The sequence below is a fragment of the Pseudomonas abieticivorans genome (genome assembly GCF_023509015.1).
GTDB classification, from domain to species: Bacteria; Pseudomonadota; Gammaproteobacteria; order Pseudomonadales; family Pseudomonadaceae; genus Aquipseudomonas; species Aquipseudomonas abieticivorans.
In genome coordinates, this window is the sequence record NZ_CP094975.1 from 5,068,676 (window position 1) to 5,087,049 (window position 18,374).

The 18,374-nt window shown below is 61.3% G+C and carries 16 protein-coding genes; 5 read left to right on the forward strand and 11 right to left on the reverse strand.

What is annotated here, in order from left to right; all coding sequences use genetic code 11:
- Positions 1-137 precede the first annotated feature (137 nt).
- The 7 genes from L9B60_RS23150 to L9B60_RS23180 form a co-directional block, all read right to left on the reverse strand.
- Entirely contained in the window at positions 138-560 is a 423-nt protein-coding gene (locus L9B60_RS23150) for a GNAT family N-acetyltransferase (protein WP_249673300.1), read from the reverse strand.
- On the reverse strand, positions 553-1,719 hold the full coding sequence (locus tag L9B60_RS23155; RefSeq protein ID WP_249673301.1) for a ribosomal protein uL16 3-hydroxylase: 1,167 nt from the start codon (positions 1,717-1,719) through the stop codon (positions 553-555). Before L9B60_RS23155 ends, L9B60_RS23150 begins: the two co-directional genes overlap by 8 nt.
- Before the next feature lie 84 nt (positions 1,720-1,803).
- Positions 1,804-3,174, reverse strand: a complete 1,371-nt coding sequence (purB, locus tag L9B60_RS23160) for an adenylosuccinate lyase (RefSeq protein ID WP_249673302.1) — start codon at positions 3,172-3,174, stop codon at positions 1,804-1,806.
- 97 nt (positions 3,175-3,271) lie between these two features.
- Positions 3,272-3,892: a high frequency lysogenization protein HflD gene (gene hflD / locus L9B60_RS23165; protein ID WP_249673303.1), complete on the reverse strand. Its 621-nt coding sequence runs from the start codon at positions 3,890-3,892 to the stop codon at positions 3,272-3,274.
- Complete coding sequence (mnmA, locus tag L9B60_RS23170; protein WP_249673304.1) at positions 3,889-5,022, reverse strand: tRNA 2-thiouridine(34) synthase MnmA; 1,134 nt, start codon at positions 5,020-5,022, stop codon at positions 3,889-3,891. Before mnmA ends, hflD begins: the two co-directional genes overlap by 4 nt.
- A gap of 54 nt (positions 5,023-5,076) precedes the next feature.
- Complete coding sequence (locus tag L9B60_RS23175; RefSeq protein ID WP_249673305.1) at positions 5,077-5,520, reverse strand: NUDIX hydrolase; 444 nt, start codon at positions 5,518-5,520, stop codon at positions 5,077-5,079.
- A 201-nt stretch (positions 5,521-5,721) separates the two neighbouring features.
- Positions 5,722-7,947: an NADP-dependent isocitrate dehydrogenase gene (locus L9B60_RS23180; protein ID WP_249673306.1), complete on the reverse strand. Its 2,226-nt coding sequence runs from the start codon at positions 7,945-7,947 to the stop codon at positions 5,722-5,724.
- A 491-nt stretch (positions 7,948-8,438) separates the two neighbouring features.
- Between L9B60_RS23180 and icd the strand changes: the two genes are divergently transcribed.
- On the forward strand, positions 8,439-9,695 hold the full coding sequence (gene icd, locus L9B60_RS23185) for an NADP-dependent isocitrate dehydrogenase (RefSeq protein WP_249673307.1): 1,257 nt from the start codon (positions 8,439-8,441) through the stop codon (positions 9,693-9,695).
- Positions 9,696-9,856: 161 nt separating this feature from the next.
- On the opposite strand, the gene cspD is transcribed toward icd, so the two are convergent.
- Positions 9,857-10,114: a cold shock domain-containing protein CspD gene (gene cspD / locus L9B60_RS23190; protein ID WP_438866004.1), complete on the reverse strand. Its 258-nt coding sequence runs from the start codon at positions 10,112-10,114 to the stop codon at positions 9,857-9,859.
- Positions 10,115-10,342: 228 nt separating this feature from the next.
- On the opposite strand from cspD, the gene clpS reads away from it, so the two are divergent.
- Positions 10,343-10,705: an ATP-dependent Clp protease adapter ClpS gene (gene clpS, locus L9B60_RS23195; RefSeq protein WP_249673308.1), complete on the forward strand. Its 363-nt coding sequence runs from the start codon at positions 10,343-10,345 to the stop codon at positions 10,703-10,705.
- Positions 10,706-10,735: 30 nt separating this feature from the next.
- Positions 10,736-13,006 carry an ATP-dependent Clp protease ATP-binding subunit ClpA gene (clpA, locus tag L9B60_RS23200; RefSeq protein WP_249673309.1) on the forward strand — a complete coding sequence of 757 codons (2,271 nt, stop codon included), beginning with the start codon at positions 10,736-10,738 and terminating at the stop codon, positions 13,004-13,006.
- A 118-nt stretch (positions 13,007-13,124) separates the two neighbouring features.
- Here clpA and infA read toward each other — a convergent pair whose 3' ends face one another.
- The 3 genes from infA to aat all read right to left on the reverse strand — a co-directional run bounded on the left by infA (position 13,125) and on the right by aat (position 14,888).
- The gene (gene infA, locus L9B60_RS23205; RefSeq protein WP_002553999.1) at positions 13,125-13,343 is read right to left on the reverse strand and encodes a translation initiation factor IF-1; all 219 of its coding nucleotides are present in this window, start codon (positions 13,341-13,343) and stop codon (positions 13,125-13,127) included.
- A gap of 99 nt (positions 13,344-13,442) precedes the next feature.
- The gene (locus tag L9B60_RS23210; RefSeq protein WP_249673310.1) at positions 13,443-14,150 is read right to left on the reverse strand and encodes an arginyltransferase; all 708 of its coding nucleotides are present in this window, start codon (positions 14,148-14,150) and stop codon (positions 13,443-13,445) included.
- Between the two features lie 57 nt (positions 14,151-14,207).
- Entirely contained in the window at positions 14,208-14,888 is a 681-nt protein-coding gene (gene aat, locus L9B60_RS23215) for a leucyl/phenylalanyl-tRNA--protein transferase (protein ID WP_249673311.1), read from the reverse strand.
- A 372-nt stretch (positions 14,889-15,260) separates the two neighbouring features.
- Between aat and ftsK the strand changes: the two genes are divergently transcribed.
- Positions 15,261-17,675, forward strand: a complete 2,415-nt coding sequence (ftsK, locus tag L9B60_RS23220) for a DNA translocase FtsK (RefSeq protein ID WP_283780530.1) — start codon at positions 15,261-15,263, stop codon at positions 17,673-17,675.
- Positions 17,676-17,735: 60 nt separating this feature from the next.
- Positions 17,736-18,359: an outer membrane lipoprotein periplasmic chaperone LolA gene (gene lolA / locus L9B60_RS23225; protein WP_249673312.1), complete on the forward strand. Its 624-nt coding sequence runs from the start codon at positions 17,736-17,738 to the stop codon at positions 18,357-18,359.
- The last annotated feature ends 15 nt before the right edge of the window (positions 18,360-18,374 follow it).

An 18,374-nucleotide genomic window follows, 5' to 3' on the forward strand; every position in this document is an offset into this window, starting at 1 on the left:
CGCGGGTGGAGAGATCATTATGGACTGCCAGCCGAGCCTGTAGGAGCGGATTTATCCGCGAAATGAGCGCTGTGGTGTATCAGGCAAACCGCAGCGATTTTTTCGCGGATAAATCCGCTCCTACAGAGGGGTGGGCGTCAGCTGGCGCGCACCATGTCGACGTGCGGTATACCCGCTTCGAGGAATTCCTCGCTCACCACCTTGAAGCCGTGGCGCTCGTAGAACGCTGTGGCATGCACCTGGGCGCTCAGGCTTTGGTGCTTGAGGTCCTGCTGCTCGGCTTGCTCGATGGCGGCTTGCAGCAGGGCGTCGCCCACTTTCAGCCCGCGCCAGTCCTTGAGCACCGACACGCGGCCGATCTGGCCGTCGGCCAGCAGGCGAGCGGTGCCGATGGCGAAATCGCCTTCGAAGGCCAGGAAATGCACGGCATCCTGGTCGTCGGCGTCCCACTCAAGCTCGGGTGGTACCGATTGCTCGGCAATGAACACGGCCTCGCGGATGCGGCGAATCTCGGCGATGTCCTTGTGCCAGTCGGCGACGCGTACGCGGATCTTATTCATCGGCGAACCCCAGGCTGCCCTGCTTGATCAGTTCGCACAGCAACAGGCGGCCTTGCTCGTCGTCCAGCCACGGGCCCAGGTTTTCGATGTGCAGCGATTCTGCAGCGCAGATCAGCTTCAGCAGGTCGCGCAACTCGCCCGGCAGCAAGCGGCTCTGGCCGCTGGCGAACAGCAACAGGTCGTCGTCCACTTCCGACCAGGCCAGGCGCGCACTCGGGTTGCGGATCAGGATGGCGCCATCCTGCAGGCCGGCCAGCAGGTCTTCTTCTTCCAGCTCTTGGCCTGCGACCATTTCCGGGTAGCGCGGCTCGGTCATGAACTGGCCGAACCAGGTCAGCAGCAGGCGTTCGTCGCTCATGTGCTCGGCCAGCAAGCGCTTGAGGCGGTCCAGGGCGTCGTGCTGGATCTGGTGCGGGTCTGCCACAGGTTCTGCGTCGGCGTCGGTGTAGCGCTCTTCGTCGGGCAGGAACTGGCTTAGGAAGTCGGTGAAGTGGGTCAGCACTTCAGCGGCGCTCGGTGCACGGAAGCCCACCGAGTAGGTCATGCAGTCGTCCACGGCCACGCCGTGGTGGGCCAGGCGCGGCGGCAGGTAAAGCATGTCGCCAGGCTCAAGGGTCCACTCGTCGGTCTGTTGGAAGTCGGCCAGGATGCGCAGGTCGGCGTGATCGAGCAGGGGGCTTTCGGAGTTGCACATCTGGCCGACTTTCCAGGTGCGGCTGCCATAGCCTTGCAGCAGGAATACGTCGTAGTTGTCAAAATGCGCGCCCACGCTACCGCCTGCGGTGGCGTAGCTGATCATCACGTCGTCGATGCGCCAGCTCGGCAGAAAGCGGAATGGCTCGAGCAACTCGGCCACTTCCGGCACGAACTGGTCGACGGCCTGCACCAGCAGGGTCCATTCGGTTTCTGGCAGCTTGCTGAACTCGTCTTCGGCAAACGGGCCACGACGCAGTTCCCACGGGCGCTCACCGTTCTCGATGACGATGCGCGATTCGACTTCTTCTTCCAGCGCCAGGCCGGCCAGTTCGTCCGGGCTGATGGGGTTTTCGAAATCGGTGAAGGCCTGACGGATCAGGAGCGGTTTTTTCTGCCAGTAGTCGCGCAGAAATTCGCGTGCAGTCAAACCGCCCAGGAGCTGAAGTGGAGTGTCAGATTTCATGTGTAACCTATTGAAAAAATGCGCTTTTATGTCAGGAATAAAAACGCCCGGCCTAAGCCGGGCGTCTACGCTGCAGGCTGAGTGTCACACGCGTTTGGCTTGCGCCGCTGCGTTGCCGATGTACGAGGCCGGGGTGAGCAGTTTCAGCTCGGCACGGGCCTCGGCTGGCATGTCCAGGCCGTCGATGAACGTTTGCAGGGCTTGTGGGCTGATGCCCTTGCCACGGGTCAGTTCTTTGAGCTTTTCGTACGGGTTTTCGATGTCGTAACGGCGCATCACGGTCTGGATCGGCTCGGCCAGCACTTCCCAGCAGGCGTCCAGGTCGGCGGCGATCTTGACTTCGTTGATTTCCAGCTTGCTGATGCCCTTCAGGCTTGCCTCGTAGGCGATCACGCTGTGGGCGAAACCGACGCCCAGGTTGCGCAGCACGGTGGAGTCGGTCAGGTCGCGCTGCCAGCGGGAGATCGGCAACTTGCTGGCCAGGTGCTGGAGCAGTGCGTTGGCAATGCCCAGGTTGCCTTCGGAGTTTTCGAAGTCGATCGGGTTGACCTTGTGTGGCATGGTCGAAGAACCGATTTCGCCGGCAATGGTGCGCTGTTTGAAGTAGCCCAGGGAGATGTAGCCCCAGATATCGCGATCGAAGTCGATCAGGATGGTGTTGTAGCGCGCGATGGCGTCGAACAGCTCGGCGATGTAGTCGTGCGGCTCGATCTGCGTGGTGTACGGGTTGAAGCCCAGGCCCAATTCGTCTTCGATGAAGGCGCGGGCGTTCTCTTCCCAGTCGATGGCAGGGTAAGCCGACAGGTGGGCGTTGTAGTTGCCCACGGCGCCGTTGATCTTGCCCAGCAGCGGCACGGCGGCCACCTGGGCGATCTGGCGCTCCAGGCGGTACACCACGTTAGCCAGTTCCTTGCCCAGGGTGGTGGGGGAGGCCGGCTGGCCGTGGGTGCGCGAGAGCATTGGCACGTCGGCGAAGCGGTGGGCCAGTTCGCGAATGTTTTCAGCGATCTGGCGCATCAGCGGCAGCAGCACGGTGTCACGGCCTTCGCGCAGCATCAAGGCGTGGGACAGGTTGTTGATGTCTTCACTGGTGCAGGCGAAGTGGATGAATTCACTCACCTTGGCCAGTTCCGGCAGCTTGGCAGCCTGCTCTTTAAGCAGGTACTCAATGGCCTTGACGTCGTGGTTGGTGGTGCGCTCGATCTCTTTCACACGCTCGGCGTGCTCAAGGGCGAAGTCGTTGGCCAGGGCATCGAGGATGGCGTTGGCTTCGGCGGAAAACGCCGGTACTTCAGCGATTTGCGGGTGAGCGGCGAGGCGCTGCAACCAGCGAACTTCTACCAGTGCGCGGAAACGGATCAGGCCGTATTCGCTGAAAATAGGGCGCAGGGCCTGGGTTTTGCCGGCGTAGCGGCCGTCAACAGGGGAAACCGCAGTGAGCGAAGAAAGCTGCATGGGGTGTTCTCGGACAGTCGGGCAACGAAATGGGGCGCGTATCATACATGAAAATGCTCGGCGGTCTTGGTTAAACCGCCGAACGAGCATGCAGAACTTAACCGCGCATGAGGGGGTACAGCTCTTTCAATAGCTTGCGCCGGCTGATCACCAGTTGCCAGCGGTGGCCACCCAGCTGGCGCCACAGGCGGGCCGAACGGATGCCGGCCAGCAGCAGGGCGCGAATCTTGGAGGCGTTGCTGGGCTGCTGCAGGTGGCGCATGTCGCCCTGCACCTGGATGCGCTGGCGCAGGGTGCTCAGGGTGTCCTGGTACAGCGCGCCGCTGGCGGCGATGACGTTCTCATGCACCAGGCCAAAGTGTTCCACCTGGGACTGGATCTGCGGCAGGCGCCGACCGATGGTTTCGAGCATGTCGTCGCGCTTGGCCAGTTGGCGTTCAAGGCCCAGCATGGACAAGGCGTAGCGCAGTGGTTCGCGCTGCAGGGTCGCCGGGTCGCGCTCCAGGGCGCTGACCAAGGCCTTGTAGCCGTCGCGCAGGTTCAGGTCGTCGCCGCCGAACACCTCCAGGGTGTCCTTGGGGTCGCGGATCAGCAGGCTGCCGAGCATGCAGCCAAGGCTGGCCTCGCTGACCTGGCCGGTCTTGGCGATGCGATCCACCAGCACCGCGGCTTCGAACACGCCGCCCAGGGCGACCAGTTGCTCCTGCAACGGGCTCATGGGCGCGAATCCTGGCTGCGCCACGGTTCGGCAATCTCGATGACGCCGCCACCCAGGCAGATTTCACCGTCGTAGAACACCACCGACTGGCCGGGCGTGACGGCGCGTTGCGGCTCCTGGAACACGGCGCGGTAGCCGTTTGCGGTTTGCTCCAGGGTGCAGGCCTGGTCGCTTTGGCGGTAGCGCACCTTGGCGGTCAGCCGGCGCGGGCTGCCCAGGTCCACCGGGTTCACCCACCAGATTTGCGAGGCAAGCAGGGCGCGGGAGAATAGCCACGGGTGGTCATTGCCTTGGCCGACCACCAGCACGTTGCGCTCCAGGTCTTTTTCCAGCACGTACCACGGCTCGTCGCTGGCGTCCTTCAGGCCCCCGATACCCAGGCCTTGGCGCTGGCCGATGGTGTGGTACATCAGGCCATGGTGGCGGCCGATCACTTCACCTTCGGTGGTCTGGATCTCACCCGGTTGCGCCGGCAGGTACTGCTTGAGGAAATCGCTGAAACGGCGTTCGCCAATGAAGCAGATACCCGTGGAGTCCTTTTTCTTGGCGGTGGCCAGGCCGTGTCTCTCGGCGATGGCGCGCACTTCGGGTTTTTCCAGTTCGCCCACCGGGAACAGCGTGCGGGCGATCTGTTCGCCGCCCACGGCGTGCAAAAAGTAGCTCTGGTCCTTGTTGGGGTCCAGGCCCTTGAGCAGTTCCGTGCGCCCGTCAATGTCGCGGCGGCGCACATAGTGGCCGGTGGCGATCAGGTCGGCACCCAGCGACAGCGCGTAGTCCAGGAAGGCCTTGAACTTGATCTCGCGGTTGCAGAGGATGTCCGGATTGGGCGTGCGACCGGCCTTGTACTCCTCCAAAAAGTGCTCGAACACGTGGTCCCAGTACTCGGCGGCGAAGTTGGCGGTGTGCAGTTTGATGCCGATGCGGTCGCACACGGCCTGGGCGTCGGCCAGGTCTTCGCGGGCGGTGCAGTATTCGGTGCCGTCGTCTTCTTCCCAGTTCTTCATGAACAGACCTTCCACCTGGTAGCCCTGCTCAAGCAGCAGGAGGGCGGAAACGGAAGAGTCAACGCCGCCGGACATGCCGACGATCACGCGTTGCGTTGCTGGGTCAAGAGCCGCTGGATCACGCATAGGGATTCGATGAGTGTTCTGGAAAAAGGACGAGATTCTAACAGGCTGCGAAGCTTAGCGCTCGCGGATCAGTGACAGGCTGTGCAGTGGGCCTTGCAGAAAATCGTCCACGCAGCGCAGCAGCAGCTCGCTGCGCCAGCGGTGTTGCTGTTCGATGATCTGCTCGCGGGTCAGCCACAGCGCCCCCATGATGCCCTCGTCCAAGGCGCGTTCCGGGTGGTGCTTGAGTGCCTTGCCGGCAAAACAGATGCGCTGGTAGGTCACGCCATTGCTGGGGGCGGTGTACAGGTAAATGCCCACCACACCCGTCAGTTCGACGTCATAGCCGGTTTCTTCCAGGGTTTCGCGGATGGCGGCTTCGGTCAGGCTTTCGTTTGGGTCCAGATGGCCGGCGGGCTGGTTGAGCACGGCCTGGTTGTTTTTGAACTCTTCGACCAGCAGAAAGCGGCCTTCGTGTTCAACCACCGTGGCGACGGTGATGTGGGGTTGCCATTGCATGGGGTTTCTCCATGGTTGTGACGCATCCCTGCAGGGGCGGATTTATCCGCCAATGGTGTGTCGGGTATCAACTGATACACCTTGGCGGCCTTTTCGCGGATAAATCCGCTGCTACAGGGGGAAGGGCAGGGTGCAAATATCGTTTTGACAAAGCAAAAGCCCCGGTGCGTGGCCGGGGCTCTTGTTTGTTACCGGGTGTGCTTACACCAGCGCGGCAATCGCTGCGTTCAGCGTGGCGCTAGGGCGCATGGCCTTGGCGGTCAGCTCTGGGTTGGCGTAGTAGTAGCCACCGATGTCCACCGGCTTGCCCTGTACGGCGTTGAGCTCGGCAACGATGGTCGCCTCGTTCTCGGTCAGGGTCTTGGCCAGTTGGGCAAACTGCGCTTGCAGGGCAGTGTCTTCGGTCTGGGCGGCCAGGGCTTGTGCCCAGTACAGCGCCAGGTAGAAGTGGCTGCCGCGGTTGTCGATGTTGCCGACTTTGCGCGATGGCGACTTGTTGTTGTCCAGGAACTGGCCGGTGGCCTGGTCCAGGGTCTTGGCCAATACCTTGGCTTTAGGGTTGTCGTAGGTGACGCCCAGGTGCTCAAGGGAGGCGGCCAGGGCCAGGAATTCGCCCAGCGAGTCCCAGCGCAGGAAGTTCTCTTCCACCAGTTGCTGCACGTGCTTGGGTGCCGAGCCGCCGGCGCCGGTTTCGAACAGGCCACCGCCGTTCATCAGCGGCACGATGGACAGCATCTTGGCGCTGGTGCCCAGTTCCATGATCGGGAACAGGTCGGTCAGGTAGTCGCGCAGCACGTTGCCGGTGACGGAGATGGTGTCTTTGCCCGCGCGGATGCGATCCAGCGAGAACTTCATGGCGTCGACCGGGGACATCACGCGGATGTCCAGGCCTGCGGTGTCGTGATCCTTCAGGTACTTCTGGACCTTTTCGATCACCACGCCGTCATGGGCGCGTTGTGGGTCGAGCCAGAACACGGCCGGAGTGTCGCTTGCGCGAGCACGGTTGACGGCCAGCTTGACCCAGTCCTGGATCGGTGCGTCCTTGGTCTGGCACATGCGCCAGATGTCGCCTGCTTCCACGGCTTGTTCCAGCAGCAGGTTGCCCTTGCCGTCGGTCACGCGAACCACGCCGTCAGCCTGGATTTCGAAGGTTTTGTTGTGCGAGCCGTACTCTTCGGCTTTTTTCGCCATCAGGCCCACGTTAGGCACGCTGCCCATGGTGGTCGGATCGAAGGCGCCGTGCTTTTTGCAGTCTTCCAGAACGGTCTGGTAGATGGTGGCGTAGCAGCGGTCCGGGATCAGGGCCTTGGTGTCGTGCAGTTGGCCATCGGTGCCCCACATTTTGCCGGAGTCACGGATCATGGCCGGCATCGAGGCGTCGACGATGACGTCGCTCGGCACGTGCAGGTTGGTGATGCCCTTGTCCGAATTGACCATGGCCAGCGCTGGGCGCACGGCGTACACGGCCTGGATGTCGGCTTCGATTTCAGCTTGTTGCTCGGCCGGCAGCGCCTTGATGCGGCTGTACAGGTCGCCGATGCCGTTGTTCAGGTTGAAGCCGATCTGCTTCAGCACGGCAGCGTGCTTGGTCAGCGCGGCGTCGTAGTACTCGGCAACGATCTGGCCGAACATGATCGGGTCGGAGACCTTCATCATGGTGGCCTTGAGGTGAACCGACAGCAGCACGCCTTGCTTCTTGGCGTCTTCGATCTGCTCGGCGACGAAGCGGCGCAGGGCCTTGGTGCTCATCACCGCGCAGTCGATGATTTCACCGGTTTCGACGGTGGTTTTCTCTTTCAGTACGGTGCTGCTGCCATCACGGGCGATCAGTTCGATCTTGACGCTGTCGTTCGCGTCGATCAGCGCGGATTTCTCGCTGCCGTAGAAGTCGCCGCTGCTCATGTGAGCCACGTGGGACTTGGAGTCTTGTGCCCAGGCACCCATCTTGTGCGGGTGCTTGCGCGCGTAGTTCTTGACCGACAGCGGTGCGCGGCGGTCGGAGTTGCCTTCACGCAGCACCGGGTTCACGGCGCTGCCCTTCACTTTGTCGTAATGGGCCTTGGCGGCGTGGTCTTCGGCGGTGCTCGGGTTTTCCGGGTAGTCCGGCAGATCGAAGCCCTGCGCTTGCAGTTCCTTGATCGCGGCCTTGAGTTGTGGCACCGAGGCGCTGATGTTCGGCAGCTTGATGATGTTGGCTTCAGGGGTGACGGCCAGGTCGCCCAGTTCGGCGAGGTGGTCCGCTACGGCCTTGGCGCCCAGACGCTCCGGGAAGCCGGCAAGGATGCGGGCGGCCAGGGAGATGTCACGGGTTTCAACGGAAATAGCTGCAGAAGCGGTGAAAGCTTCAATGATCGGGAGAAGCGAATAGGTCGCGAGGGCGGGGGCTTCGTCAGTGAAGGTGTAGATGATCTTCGAGCGGGTTGACATATTCGGATTAACTCTCTTCTTTGCTGAGCGTGCACAGAATCTCGAGATGCGCAGGGTAGGCGCTTTCGTTCAAAGTCATCAATGAGCCGAAAGTCGAGGTTCGTCGCGGTGATGTTGGATGCATCAGTAGAGCGTCAAGCGGGTGGGCTGCGGTAGCAGCCCGGCTTTTGCTAGGGCCGAGGGTCTCGTTTTTGACAGGTCGACCGTGGTGACTCTGTGGTCACTGCGACAGTATACCACTGGTCGCGGCCATTACTAAGCTGTTAGGCGTAGGCCGGTCGTCGTCCATTGGTCTAAAGAAGGGTTTTTACGGCCGGCCAGGTTGGCCAGGTATCGTCAGGTTTTGGCGTGTTTGCCCTATTTTCCCGGCTCGTTCGCTGCACGATCCGTTGGTCTGGCCGCTATGGCGTCGAACATTGCATTTGCGCCCCCGTGCAACTGGGTTACGCTCGGGGTAGACCATGATGTTTAATCACACAACGGAGTGCAGCATGGGATACCAGAAAATCAAGGTTCCAGCGGTCGGCGAGAAGATCACCGTCAACGCGGACCATTCTCTCAACGTTCCTGACCAACCCATCATTCCCTACATCGAGGGCGACGGCATCGGCATCGATGTCACCCCGGTGATGATCAAAGTCGTCGACGCAGCGGTGGCCAAGGCCTACGGCGGCAAGCGCAAGATCTCCTGGATGGAAGTGTACGCGGGCGAGAAGGCCACCCAGGTCTATGACCAGGACACCTGGCTGCCCCAGGAAACCCTGGATGCCGTGAAAGACTACGTGGTGTCCATCAAGGGGCCGCTGACCACCCCGGTCGGTGGCGGTATCCGCTCACTCAACGTGGCCCTGCGCCAACAGCTCGATTTGTATGTGTGCCTGCGACCCGTTGTGTGGTTCGAAGGTGTGCCCAGCCCGGTCAAAAAGCCTGGCGACGTGGACATGGTGATCTTCAGGGAGAACTCCGAGGACATCTATGCCGGCATCGAATGGAAAGCCGGCTCGCCCGAAGCGCAAAAGGTGATCAAGTTTTTGAAGGAGGAAATGGGCGTCACCAAGATCCGTTTCGACCAGGATTGCGGCATCGGTATCAAGCCGGTGTCCAAGGAGGGTACCCAGCGCCTGGTGCGCAAGGCCTTGCAGTACGTGATCGACAACGATCGCGACTCGCTGACCATCGTGCATAAAGGCAACATCATGAAGTTCACCGAGGGGGCCTTCAAGGACTGGGGCTACGAGATCGCCAAGGACGAGTTTGGCGCGACCTTGCTCGACGGCGGGCCTTGGATGCAGCTCAAGAACCCGAAAACCGGCAAGAACGTAATCGTGAAGGATGCCATCGCTGATGCGATGCTGCAGCAGATCCTGTTGCGCCCGGCTGAATACGACGTGATTGCCACCCTCAACCTGAACGGTGACTACCTGTCCGACGCGTTGGCGGCGGAAGTGGGCGGTATCGGCATCGCGCCGGGCGCCAACCTGTCCGACACCGTGGCGATGTTCGAAGCCACCCACGGCACCGCGCCCAAGTACGCGGGCAAGGACCAGGTCAACCCGGGGTCGGTGATCCTCTCGGCCGAGATGATGCTGCGCCACCTGGGCTGGCTGGAAGCGGCCGACCTGATCATCAAGGGCACCAATGGCGCCATCAAGGCCAAGACCGTGACCTACGACTTCGAGCGGCTGATGGACGGCGCCACCTTGGTGTCGAGCTCGGGCTTCGGCGATGCGCTGATTTCACACATGTAAACATGCAGTAACCAAAAAAACCGGCCTGCGCGGCCGGTTTTTTATTAACGTACCCCTCCACTGTAGGAGCGGATTTATCCGCGAAAGCCATGCCGCGGTGTAGCTGCAAGGCTGCGTCGTGGCGTTCGCGGATAAATCCGCCCCTGCAATGTCTGGGCGTGTTATGCGGTGACGGCTTGCGGCTGGTGGGCAGGGGTGGCGGCAGGTTGCAGGTTCTCGGCGGCCTTGATTTCGACGGCATGCAGCCCCTTGGGGCCCTGGATGATCTCGAAATTGACGGGCTGCCCGGCCTTGAGGGTCTTGTAGCCCTCCATCTTGATGGCCGAGTAGTGCGCGAAAAGGTCTTCGCTTTTGCCATCTTCAACGATGAAGCCATAGCCCTTGGCATTGTTGAACCACTTGACTTTACCGATTGCCATGCTCATATCCCTCTGCAAAGGACCCCATCTCTGGAGTATCATCCACTTCATCCGCTATCGGACCGATTTGAAAAATTTGGTTGACTGCGCGGACCTTTATTCCCCAATGTGGGTTCTATTGTTTGTAACACCGTTTTGCCGATAGTCAAGGTCATGCGGCGGTCGGTTAAGAAATCGGCCACAAGGTCAACCCACAACCCTATTCGCTCAACGATGAACCTTCTTTCCATGCATGCAATCAGCCAGATTCGACTAACATTCAATCAGGATCGCCCGCAGTCGCATGAGGACGATGCCGCGGGCCTGGCCGTACAGGAGGCCAAGCCGGCCCTCCAGGCTCCACCCATGTATAAGGTGGTTTTGTTTAACGATGACTACACACCGATGGATTTCGTCGTCGAAGTGCTCGAGGTGTTTTTTAACCTGAACCGTGAGCTGGCGACCAAGGTCATGCTGGCCGTCCATACAGAAGGACGGGCAGTCTGCGGATTGTTTACCCGCGACATCGCCGAAACCAAGGCCATGCAGGTCAATCAGTACGCCAGGGAAAGCCAGCATCCGCTACTCTGTGAAATCGAGAAGGACGGTTAATCGCCGACCACTTGGGTATGAGGTGAAGCTATGTTAAACCGCGAGCTCGAAGTCACCCTCAATCTCGCCTTCAAGGAGGCGCGTTCCAAACGTCATGAATTCATGACTGTGGAGCACCTCCTGCTGGCTCTATTGGATAATGAGGCCGCCGCCACCGTTTTGCGTGCTTGTGGCGCAAACCTCGACAAACTCAAACACGATCTGCAGGAGTTCATCGACTCCACCACGCCGTTGATCCCCGTGCATGACGAGGACCGTGAAACCCAGCCAACCCTGGGCTTCCAGCGTGTACTGCAGCGTGCCGTGTTCCACGTGCAAAGCTCCGGCAAGCGCGAAGTCACCGGCGCCAACGTGCTGGTCGCCATCTTCAGCGAGCAGGAAAGCCAGGCAGTGTTTCTGCTCAAGCAGCAGAGCGTTGCCCGCATCGACGTGGTCAACTACATCGCCCACGGTATCTCCAAGGTGCCCGGGCACGGCGATCACAGCGAAGGCGAACAGGACATGCAGGACGAGGAGGGCGGCGAGTCTTCTTCTTCCAGCAACCCTTTGGACGCCTACGCCAGCAACCTCAACGAACTTGCACGCCAGGGCCGTATCGACCCGTTGGTAGGCCGCGAGAACGAAGTGGAGCGCGTGGCGCAAATTTTGGCGCGCCGTCGCAAGAACAACCCGTTGTTGGTAGGTGAGGCCGGGGTGGGTAAAACCGCCATCGCCGAAGGCCTGGCCAAGCGCATCGTCGACAACCAGGTCCCGGACCTGTTGGCCAACAGCGTTGTCTACTCCCTGGATCTTGGGGCCTTGCTGGCCGGTACCAAGTACCGCGGCGATTTCGAGAAGCGCTTCAAGGCGTTGCTCGGCGAGCTGAAAAAACGCCCGCAGGCGATTCTGTTCATCGACGAGATCCACACCATCATTGGTGCAGGCGCGGCCTCGGGCGGGGTCATGGATGCTTCCAACCTGCTCAAGCCACTGCTGAGTTCCGGTGACATCCGCTGCATCGGCTCCACCACCTTCCAGGAATTCCGCGGTATTTTCGAGAAGGACCGTGCTTTGGCGCGGCGTTTCCAGAAAGTCGACGTCAGCGAGCCTTCGGTGGAAGACACCATCGGTATCCTGCGCGGCCTGAAAGGGCGTTTCGAGCAGCACCACAACATCGAGTACAGCGATGAGGCCCTGCGTGCAGCGGCTGAACTGGCCTCGCGCTACATCAATGACCGGCACATGCCGGACAAAGCCATCGATGTGATCGACGAAGCCGGTGCCTACCAGCGCCTGCAGCCGGTCGAAAACCGCGTCAAGCGCATCGAAGTGCCGCAAGTCGAAGACATCGTCGCCAAGATCGCGCGGATTCCGCCAAAGCACGTCACCAGTTCCGACAAGGAGCTGCTGCGTAACCTGGAGCGTGACCTGAAACTGACCGTGTTTGGTCAGGACGCCGCCATCGATTCCCTGGCCACCGCCATCAAGCTGTCCCGCGCCGGCCTCAAGTCGCCGGACAAGCCGGTTGGGTCGTTCCTGTTTGCCGGGCCTACGGGCGTGGGCAAAACCGAAGCGGCGCGGCAGCTGGCCAAGGCGCTGGGGGTCGAGCTGTTGCGCTTCGACATGTCCGAGTACATGGAGCGTCACACGGTGTCGCGCCTCATCGGTGCACCGCCGGGCTACGTGGGCTTCGACCAGGGCGGTTTGCTCACCGAGGCCATCACCAAACAGCCGCACTGCGTGTTGTTGCTCGATGAAATCGAAAAGGCGCACCCGGAAGTCTTCAACCTGCTGCTGCAGGTGATGGACCACGGCACCCTGACCGACAACAACGGGCGCAAGGCGGACTTCCGCAACGTGATCGTGATCATGACCACCAACGCCGGTGCAGAAACGGCGGCGCGTGCTTCAATCGGCTTCACCCATCAGGACCACTCGTCTGATGCGATGGAAGTGATCAAGAAGAGCTTCACGCCCGAGTTCCGCAACCGCCTGGACACCATTATCCAGTTCGGTCGCCTCAGTACCGAGGTGATCAAAAGCGTGGTGGACAAGTTCCTCACCGAGTTGCAGGCGCAGTTGGAAGACAAGCGCGTGTTGCTGGAAGTCACCGACGCGGCGCGCAGTTGGCTGGCGGCCGGTGGTTACGACGCAACCATGGGCGCCCGCCCGATGGCGCGGTTGATTCAGGACAAGATCAAGCGGCCGTTGGCCGAAGAGATCCTGTTCGGCGAGTTGGCCGACCATGGTGGGGTGGTGCACATCGACGTGGTCGACGGCGAGATGACGTTCGAGTTCGAAACCACGGCAGAGATGGCCTAGGTTCATGGGCGGATCCGCTCCTGTGTAGGGGCGGATTTATCCACGAAGGGGCCCTGAAGCTTTTACATCGCCCACACAAAAACGCCCGGCAACCGCCGGGCGTTTTCGTTTGTGTCGCTTAGCGAGCGCGGTAAGTAATGCGCCCTTTGCTCAAATCATAGGGCGTCAATTCAACGCGCACCTTGTCACCGGTCAGAATACGAATGTAATTCTTGCGCATCTTGCCGGAGATATGCGCGGTTACGACGTGCCCATTTTCCAATTCCACGCGAAACATGGTGTTGGGTAGGGTGTCGACGACAGTGCCTTCCATTTCGAAGCTGTCTTCTTTCGACATGCAGTAAAGCCCTCGGTGTCCAGTTAATGGCCCGGTGCAACTGCGCCAGGCAAAAGCGGCGTGCATTGTGCCTGAAAACGGGGCAAAACGCCAAGGGCTTCAGTTAAGGGTGACCCAGCGCTGGTTGATCAGCAGCTCGATGGGGCGGTATTGGGTTTTATAATTCATCTTTTTACAGTTCTTGATCCAGTAGCCCAGGTACACCGCGTCCAGTTCCAGGCGCAGCGCCTCGCTGATCTGCCAGAGGATGGCGAAGCGCCCCAGGCTGCGGCGTTCCTCGCTCGGTTCGTAAAAGGTGTATACCGCCGACAGGCCGTTGGGCAGCAGGTCGGTCACGGCCACGGCGAGCAATTTGCCCTCCAGGCGAAACTCGAAGAAGCGCGAGAACGGCAGGTCGCGCACCAGGAAGGTGGAGAACTGGTCGCGGCTGGGCGGGAACATGTCGCCGTCGGCGTGGCGCTGCTCGATGTAGCGCTGGTACAGGTCGAAGTATTCTTCGCTGAATTTGGGCTTGGCGCTGGAGACGGTCAGGTCGGCGTTACGCTTGATGATGCGTTTTTGCTGGCGGCTGGGAGTAAAGCTGGCCACGGGGATGCGCGCCGGCACGCACGCATTGCAGCGTTGGCAGTGGGGGCGGTACAGGTGATCGCCGCTGCGCCGAAACCCCATTTCCGAAAGGTCGGCGTAGACGTTAACGTCCATCGGCTGGCTCGGGTCGAGAAACAGGGTAGTGGCCTGTTCTTCTGGCAGGTAGCTGCACGAATGGGGTTGAGTGGCATAAAACTTCAATCGCGCCAGCTCAGTCATGATCAACCCTCGCAATGAAACCTTTGGTTAAGTGTAAGCCAGCCCCACCGAACTCGCCTAGCAAACCCAACTGGCTGTATTGGGTGCGTCCAGGTAGTGGCGCAAATGCTCGGCGAACTGCTGACGGCTGATGGCGCGGGCGCCCAGGCTGTGCAGGTGCTCGGTGGGCATCTGGCAGTCGATCATCACGAAACCGGCACCGCGCAGGTGTTCGACCAATGTTGCGAAGCCGACCTTGGAGGCGTTGTCGGCGCGGCTGAACATCGACTCGCCGAAAAACAGCCGGCCCATGGCCAGGCCGTACAGGCCGCCCACCAAATCGTCGCCCTCCCAGACTTCGACCGAATGCGCCAGGCCCTGTTCATGCAACTGGATGTACGCCGCCTGCATGCTGTCGGTGATCCAGGTGCCGTCGGCATAGGCCCTGGGGCCTGCACAGGCGAGGATGACGGCGGCAAAGTCCTGGTCAAAGGTGACTCGGTAGCGTTGTTGGCGCAGCAGCTTGCGCAGGCTGCGCGACACGTGCAGCTCTTCAGGGAACAGCACGGTGCGCGGGTCGGGCGACCACCACAGGATCGGCTGGCCGTCCTGATACCACGGGAAGCAGCCATGGCGGTACGCCTGCACCAGCCGCTCGGCGCTCAGGTCACCGCCAGCGGCGAGCAGGCCGTTGGGGTCGTGCAGGGCCTTTTCCAGTGGGGGGAAGGTCAGGTCGTTTTTCTTCAGCCAGGTGAGCATGGGTACCTATCGGTAGCGGCGGGGGAGGGGATGCTTGCTTCGCGGATAAATCCGCGCCTACAGATACCGTAGCCCTGTAGGGGCGGATTTATCCGTGAAGAGGCCAGTATTAACAACGCACCCCGACCGTGCAACTCTGCCCCCCAAACGCGGTCGTAGACAATCGGCTCGCCGAAACCCTCGACTTTGCACATAACCCTTTGTCACGCAACACAATGCGTGCTCAAATTGAAAGACCTGTCGGGCCGCATTGGGCTATGGTGTAAACTGCCGCCGATGCGTTAATTTTTTTAGCCGATCCGCAGGGTTCGGTCACTTTTTTGCAGTCATTCATTTGTTGGCCGCGCTAACCAGCGCAGGAAAAGACGCGTTTTGAAGAAATCCACCGCTACCCCGACTCCGCTGCCGGTGCCCCTGTGGCGCCAGCAACTGCACTATCGCCTCAAGGAAGGCGCCCTGATCGCCATGGGCGCCCTGTGCCTGTACCTGTGGATGGCGCTGCTCACCTACGATCAGACCGACCCTGGCTGGAGCCACACCAGCAACGCCCTGCAGGTGCAGAACGCCGCAGGCCGCGCCGGGGCCTTCGCCTCCGACATCCTGTTCATGGTGCTGGGCTACTTCGCCTACATCTTCCCGTTGCTGCTGGCCGTGAAAACCTGGCAGATCTTCCGCCAGCGCCACGAGCCGTGGCAGTGGAGCGGCTGGCTGTTCAGCTGGCGCCTGATCGGCCTGGTGTTCCTGGTGCTGTCCGGCGCGGCCCTGGCCCATATCCATTTCCACTCGGCCCCGGCCCTGCCGGCGTCTGCCGGTGGTGCCCTGGGCGAAAGCCTGGGCGACCTGGCCCTGCGCGCGTTCAATATCCAGGGCAGCACCCTGATGTTCATCGCGCTGTTTCTGTTCGGCCTCACGGTGTTCACCGACCTGTCGTGGTTCAAGGTGATGGACCTGACCGGCAAGATCACCCTCGACCTGCTGGAGCTGTTCCAGGGCGCCGCCAACCGCTGGTGGACGGCGCGCAACGAACGCAAGCAACTGGTGGCCCAACTGCGCGAGGTGGATGACCGCGTGCACGACGTGGTGGCCCCGGTGGCCGACAAGCGCGAGCAGGCCAAGGCCAAGGAGCGCATCGTCGAGCGCGAGCAGTCGCTGACCAAGCACATGAGCGAGCGCGAGAAGCACGTGGCCCCGGTGATCATGCCGGCACCGGCCATGGCCAAGCCGCCTGAGCCGAGCAAGCGCGTGCAAAAGGAAAAACAAGCGCCGCTGTTCGTCGACAGTGCCGTGGAAGGCACCTTGCCGCCGATTTCGATCCTCGATCCTGCGGAAAAGAAAAAGGTCAATTACTCGCCCGAGTCCCTGGCGGCCGTCGGCCACCTGCTGGAAATCAAGCTCAAGGAGTTCGGCGTCGAAGTCTCGGTGGACTCCATCCACCCAGGCCCGGTCATTACCCGTTACGAAATCCAGCCGGCGGCAGGCGTCAAGGTCAGCCGCATTTCCAACCTGGCCAAGGATTTGGCGCGTTCGCTGGCCGTGACCAGCGTGCGCGTGGTGGAAGTGATCCCGGGCAAGACCACCGTGGGTATCGAGATCCCCAACGAAGACCGGCAAATCGTGCGCTTCTCCGAAGTGCTGTCGTCGCCGCAATACGACGAGGCCAAGTCGCCCGTCACCATGGCCCTGGGCCACGATATTGGCGGCAAGCCGATCATCGTCGACCTGGCCAAGATGCCGCACTTGCTGGTGGCCGGTACCACCGGTTCCGGTAAGTCGGTGGGCGTGAACGCGATGATCCTGTCGATCCTGTTCAAGTCTGGCCCCGAAGACGCCAAGCTGATCATGATCGACCCGAAAATGCTCGAGCTGTCGATCTACGAAGGCATCCCGCACCTGCTGTGCCCGGTGGTCACCGACATGAAGGATGCGGCCAACGCCCTGCGTTGGAGCGTGGCCGAGATGGAGCGCCGCTACAAGCTGATGGCGGCCATGGGCGTGCGTAACCTGGCCGGCTTCAACCGCAAGGTAAAAGACGCCGAGGAAGAGGGCCACCCGCTGAGCGACCCGCTGTTTCGCCGCGACACCATGCACGACGAAGCGCCTCTGCTCAAAACCCTGCCGACCATCGTGGTTGTGGTGGACGAGTTCGCCGACATGATGATGATCGTCGGCAAAAAGGTCGAAGAACTGATCGCCCGTATCGCGCAAAAGGCCCGTGCCGCTGGTATCCACCTGATTTTGGCAACCCAGCGCCCGTCGGTGGACGTGATCACCGGCCTGATCAAGGCCAACATTCCGACCCGCATGGCGTTCCAGGTATCGAGCAAGATCGACTCGCGCACCATCATCGACCAAGGCGGCGCCGAACAACTGCTCGGCCACGGCGACATGCTCTACATGCCACCAGGTACCAGCCTGCCGATCCGCGTGCACGGCGCGTTCGTCTCCGATGACGAGGTGCATCGCGTGGTCGAGGCCTGGAAACTGCGCGGCGCCCCGGACTACAACGAAGACATCCTGGCCGGCGTCGAAGAGGCCGGCAGTGGTTTCGAAGGCGGCGGTGGTGGCGGTGACGGCGACGACAGCGAATCTGACGCCCTGTACGACGAGGCCGTCAACTTCGTGCTGGAAAGCCGCCGGGCGTCCATCTCGGCCGTGCAGCGCAAGCTGAAGATCGGCTACAACCGCGCCGCGCGGATGATCGAGGCGATGGAAATGGCCGGCGTGGTCACCCCGATGAACACCAATGGCTCGCGCGAAGTCATCGCGCCCGGGCCGATGCGCGACTGATTGAACACCCTGGCCGCTGGTGTGCAGCGGCCGGTCCCTTTTCTTTGTACGAGGATTCCCATGCGCCTGATTCGCATGCTGTTGGTTTCTGCTCTGGCTTTCTCCTGCGTCGCGGCCCACGCCGATGACAAGGACGTGGCACGCCTGACTCAGTTGCTGGAAAAGTCCCAGACCCTGAGCGCACGTTTCTCCCAGTTGACCCTTGACGGTGGCGGCACCCAGCTGCAGGAAACCGCCGGTGAAATGACCCTGCAACGCCCGGGCCTGTTCTACTGGCACACCGACGCGCCGCAAGAGCAATTGATGGTGTCCGACGGCCAGAAGGTGTCGCTGTATGACCCGGACCTGCAACAAGTGACCATCAAGAAGCTCGACCAGCGCCTGACCCAGACCCCAGCGCTGCTGCTGTCGGGTGACGTGTCCAAGATCAACCAGAGCTTCGACATCACGGCCAAGGAAGCGGGTGACGTGATCGATTTCATGCTCAAGCCCAAAACCAAGGACACCTTGTTCGACTCCCTGCGCCTGTCGTTTCGCAAGGGCTTGATCAATGACATGCAACTGATCGACAGCGTCGGCCAGCGCACCAACATCCTGTTCACCGGCGTTAAAGCCAACGAGCCGGTCGACAAGAGCAAGTTCACCTTCGTGGCCCCCAAAGGCGCCGACGTGATCCAGGAATAAGAGGCCCTTACGCCC

Excerpts from the sequence above, each read along its gene's own strand:
- lolA (WP_249673312.1), top strand. The coding sequence starts at position 17,736 with ATGCGCCTGATTCGCATGCTGTTGGTTTCTGCTCTGGCTTTCTCCTGC.
- mnmA (WP_249673304.1), bottom strand. The coding sequence starts at position 5,022 with ATGCGTGATCCAGCGGCTCTTGACCCAGCAACGCAACGCGTGATCGTC.
- L9B60_RS23180 (WP_249673306.1), bottom strand. The coding sequence starts at position 7,947 with ATGTCAACCCGCTCGAAGATCATCTACACCTTCACTGACGAAGCCCCC.
- L9B60_RS23155 (WP_249673301.1), bottom strand. The coding sequence starts at position 1,719 with ATGAAATCTGACACTCCACTTCAGCTCCTGGGCGGTTTGACTGCACGC.
- icd (WP_249673307.1), top strand. The coding sequence starts at position 8,439 with ATGGGATACCAGAAAATCAAGGTTCCAGCGGTCGGCGAGAAGATCACC.
- aat (WP_249673311.1), bottom strand. The coding sequence starts at position 14,888 with ATGCTCACCTGGCTGAAGAAAAACGACCTGACCTTCCCCCCACTGGAA.
- L9B60_RS23150 (WP_249673300.1), bottom strand. The coding sequence starts at position 560 with ATGAATAAGATCCGCGTACGCGTCGCCGACTGGCACAAGGACATCGCC.
- clpA (WP_249673309.1), top strand. The coding sequence starts at position 10,736 with ATGTTAAACCGCGAGCTCGAAGTCACCCTCAATCTCGCCTTCAAGGAG.
- infA (WP_002553999.1), bottom strand. The coding sequence starts at position 13,343 with ATGTCGAAAGAAGACAGCTTCGAAATGGAAGGCACTGTCGTCGACACC.
- cspD (WP_438866004.1), bottom strand. The coding sequence starts at position 10,114 with ATGGCAATCGGTAAAGTCAAGTGGTTCAACAATGCCAAGGGCTATGGC.
- purB (WP_249673302.1), bottom strand. The coding sequence starts at position 3,174 with ATGCAGCTTTCTTCGCTCACTGCGGTTTCCCCTGTTGACGGCCGCTAC.
- L9B60_RS23175 (WP_249673305.1), bottom strand. The coding sequence starts at position 5,520 with ATGCAATGGCAACCCCACATCACCGTCGCCACGGTGGTTGAACACGAA.
- L9B60_RS23210 (WP_249673310.1), bottom strand. The coding sequence starts at position 14,150 with ATGACTGAGCTGGCGCGATTGAAGTTTTATGCCACTCAACCCCATTCG.
- hflD (WP_249673303.1), bottom strand. The coding sequence starts at position 3,892 with ATGAGCCCGTTGCAGGAGCAACTGGTCGCCCTGGGCGGCGTGTTCGAA.
- clpS (WP_249673308.1), top strand. The coding sequence starts at position 10,343 with ATGCATGCAATCAGCCAGATTCGACTAACATTCAATCAGGATCGCCCG.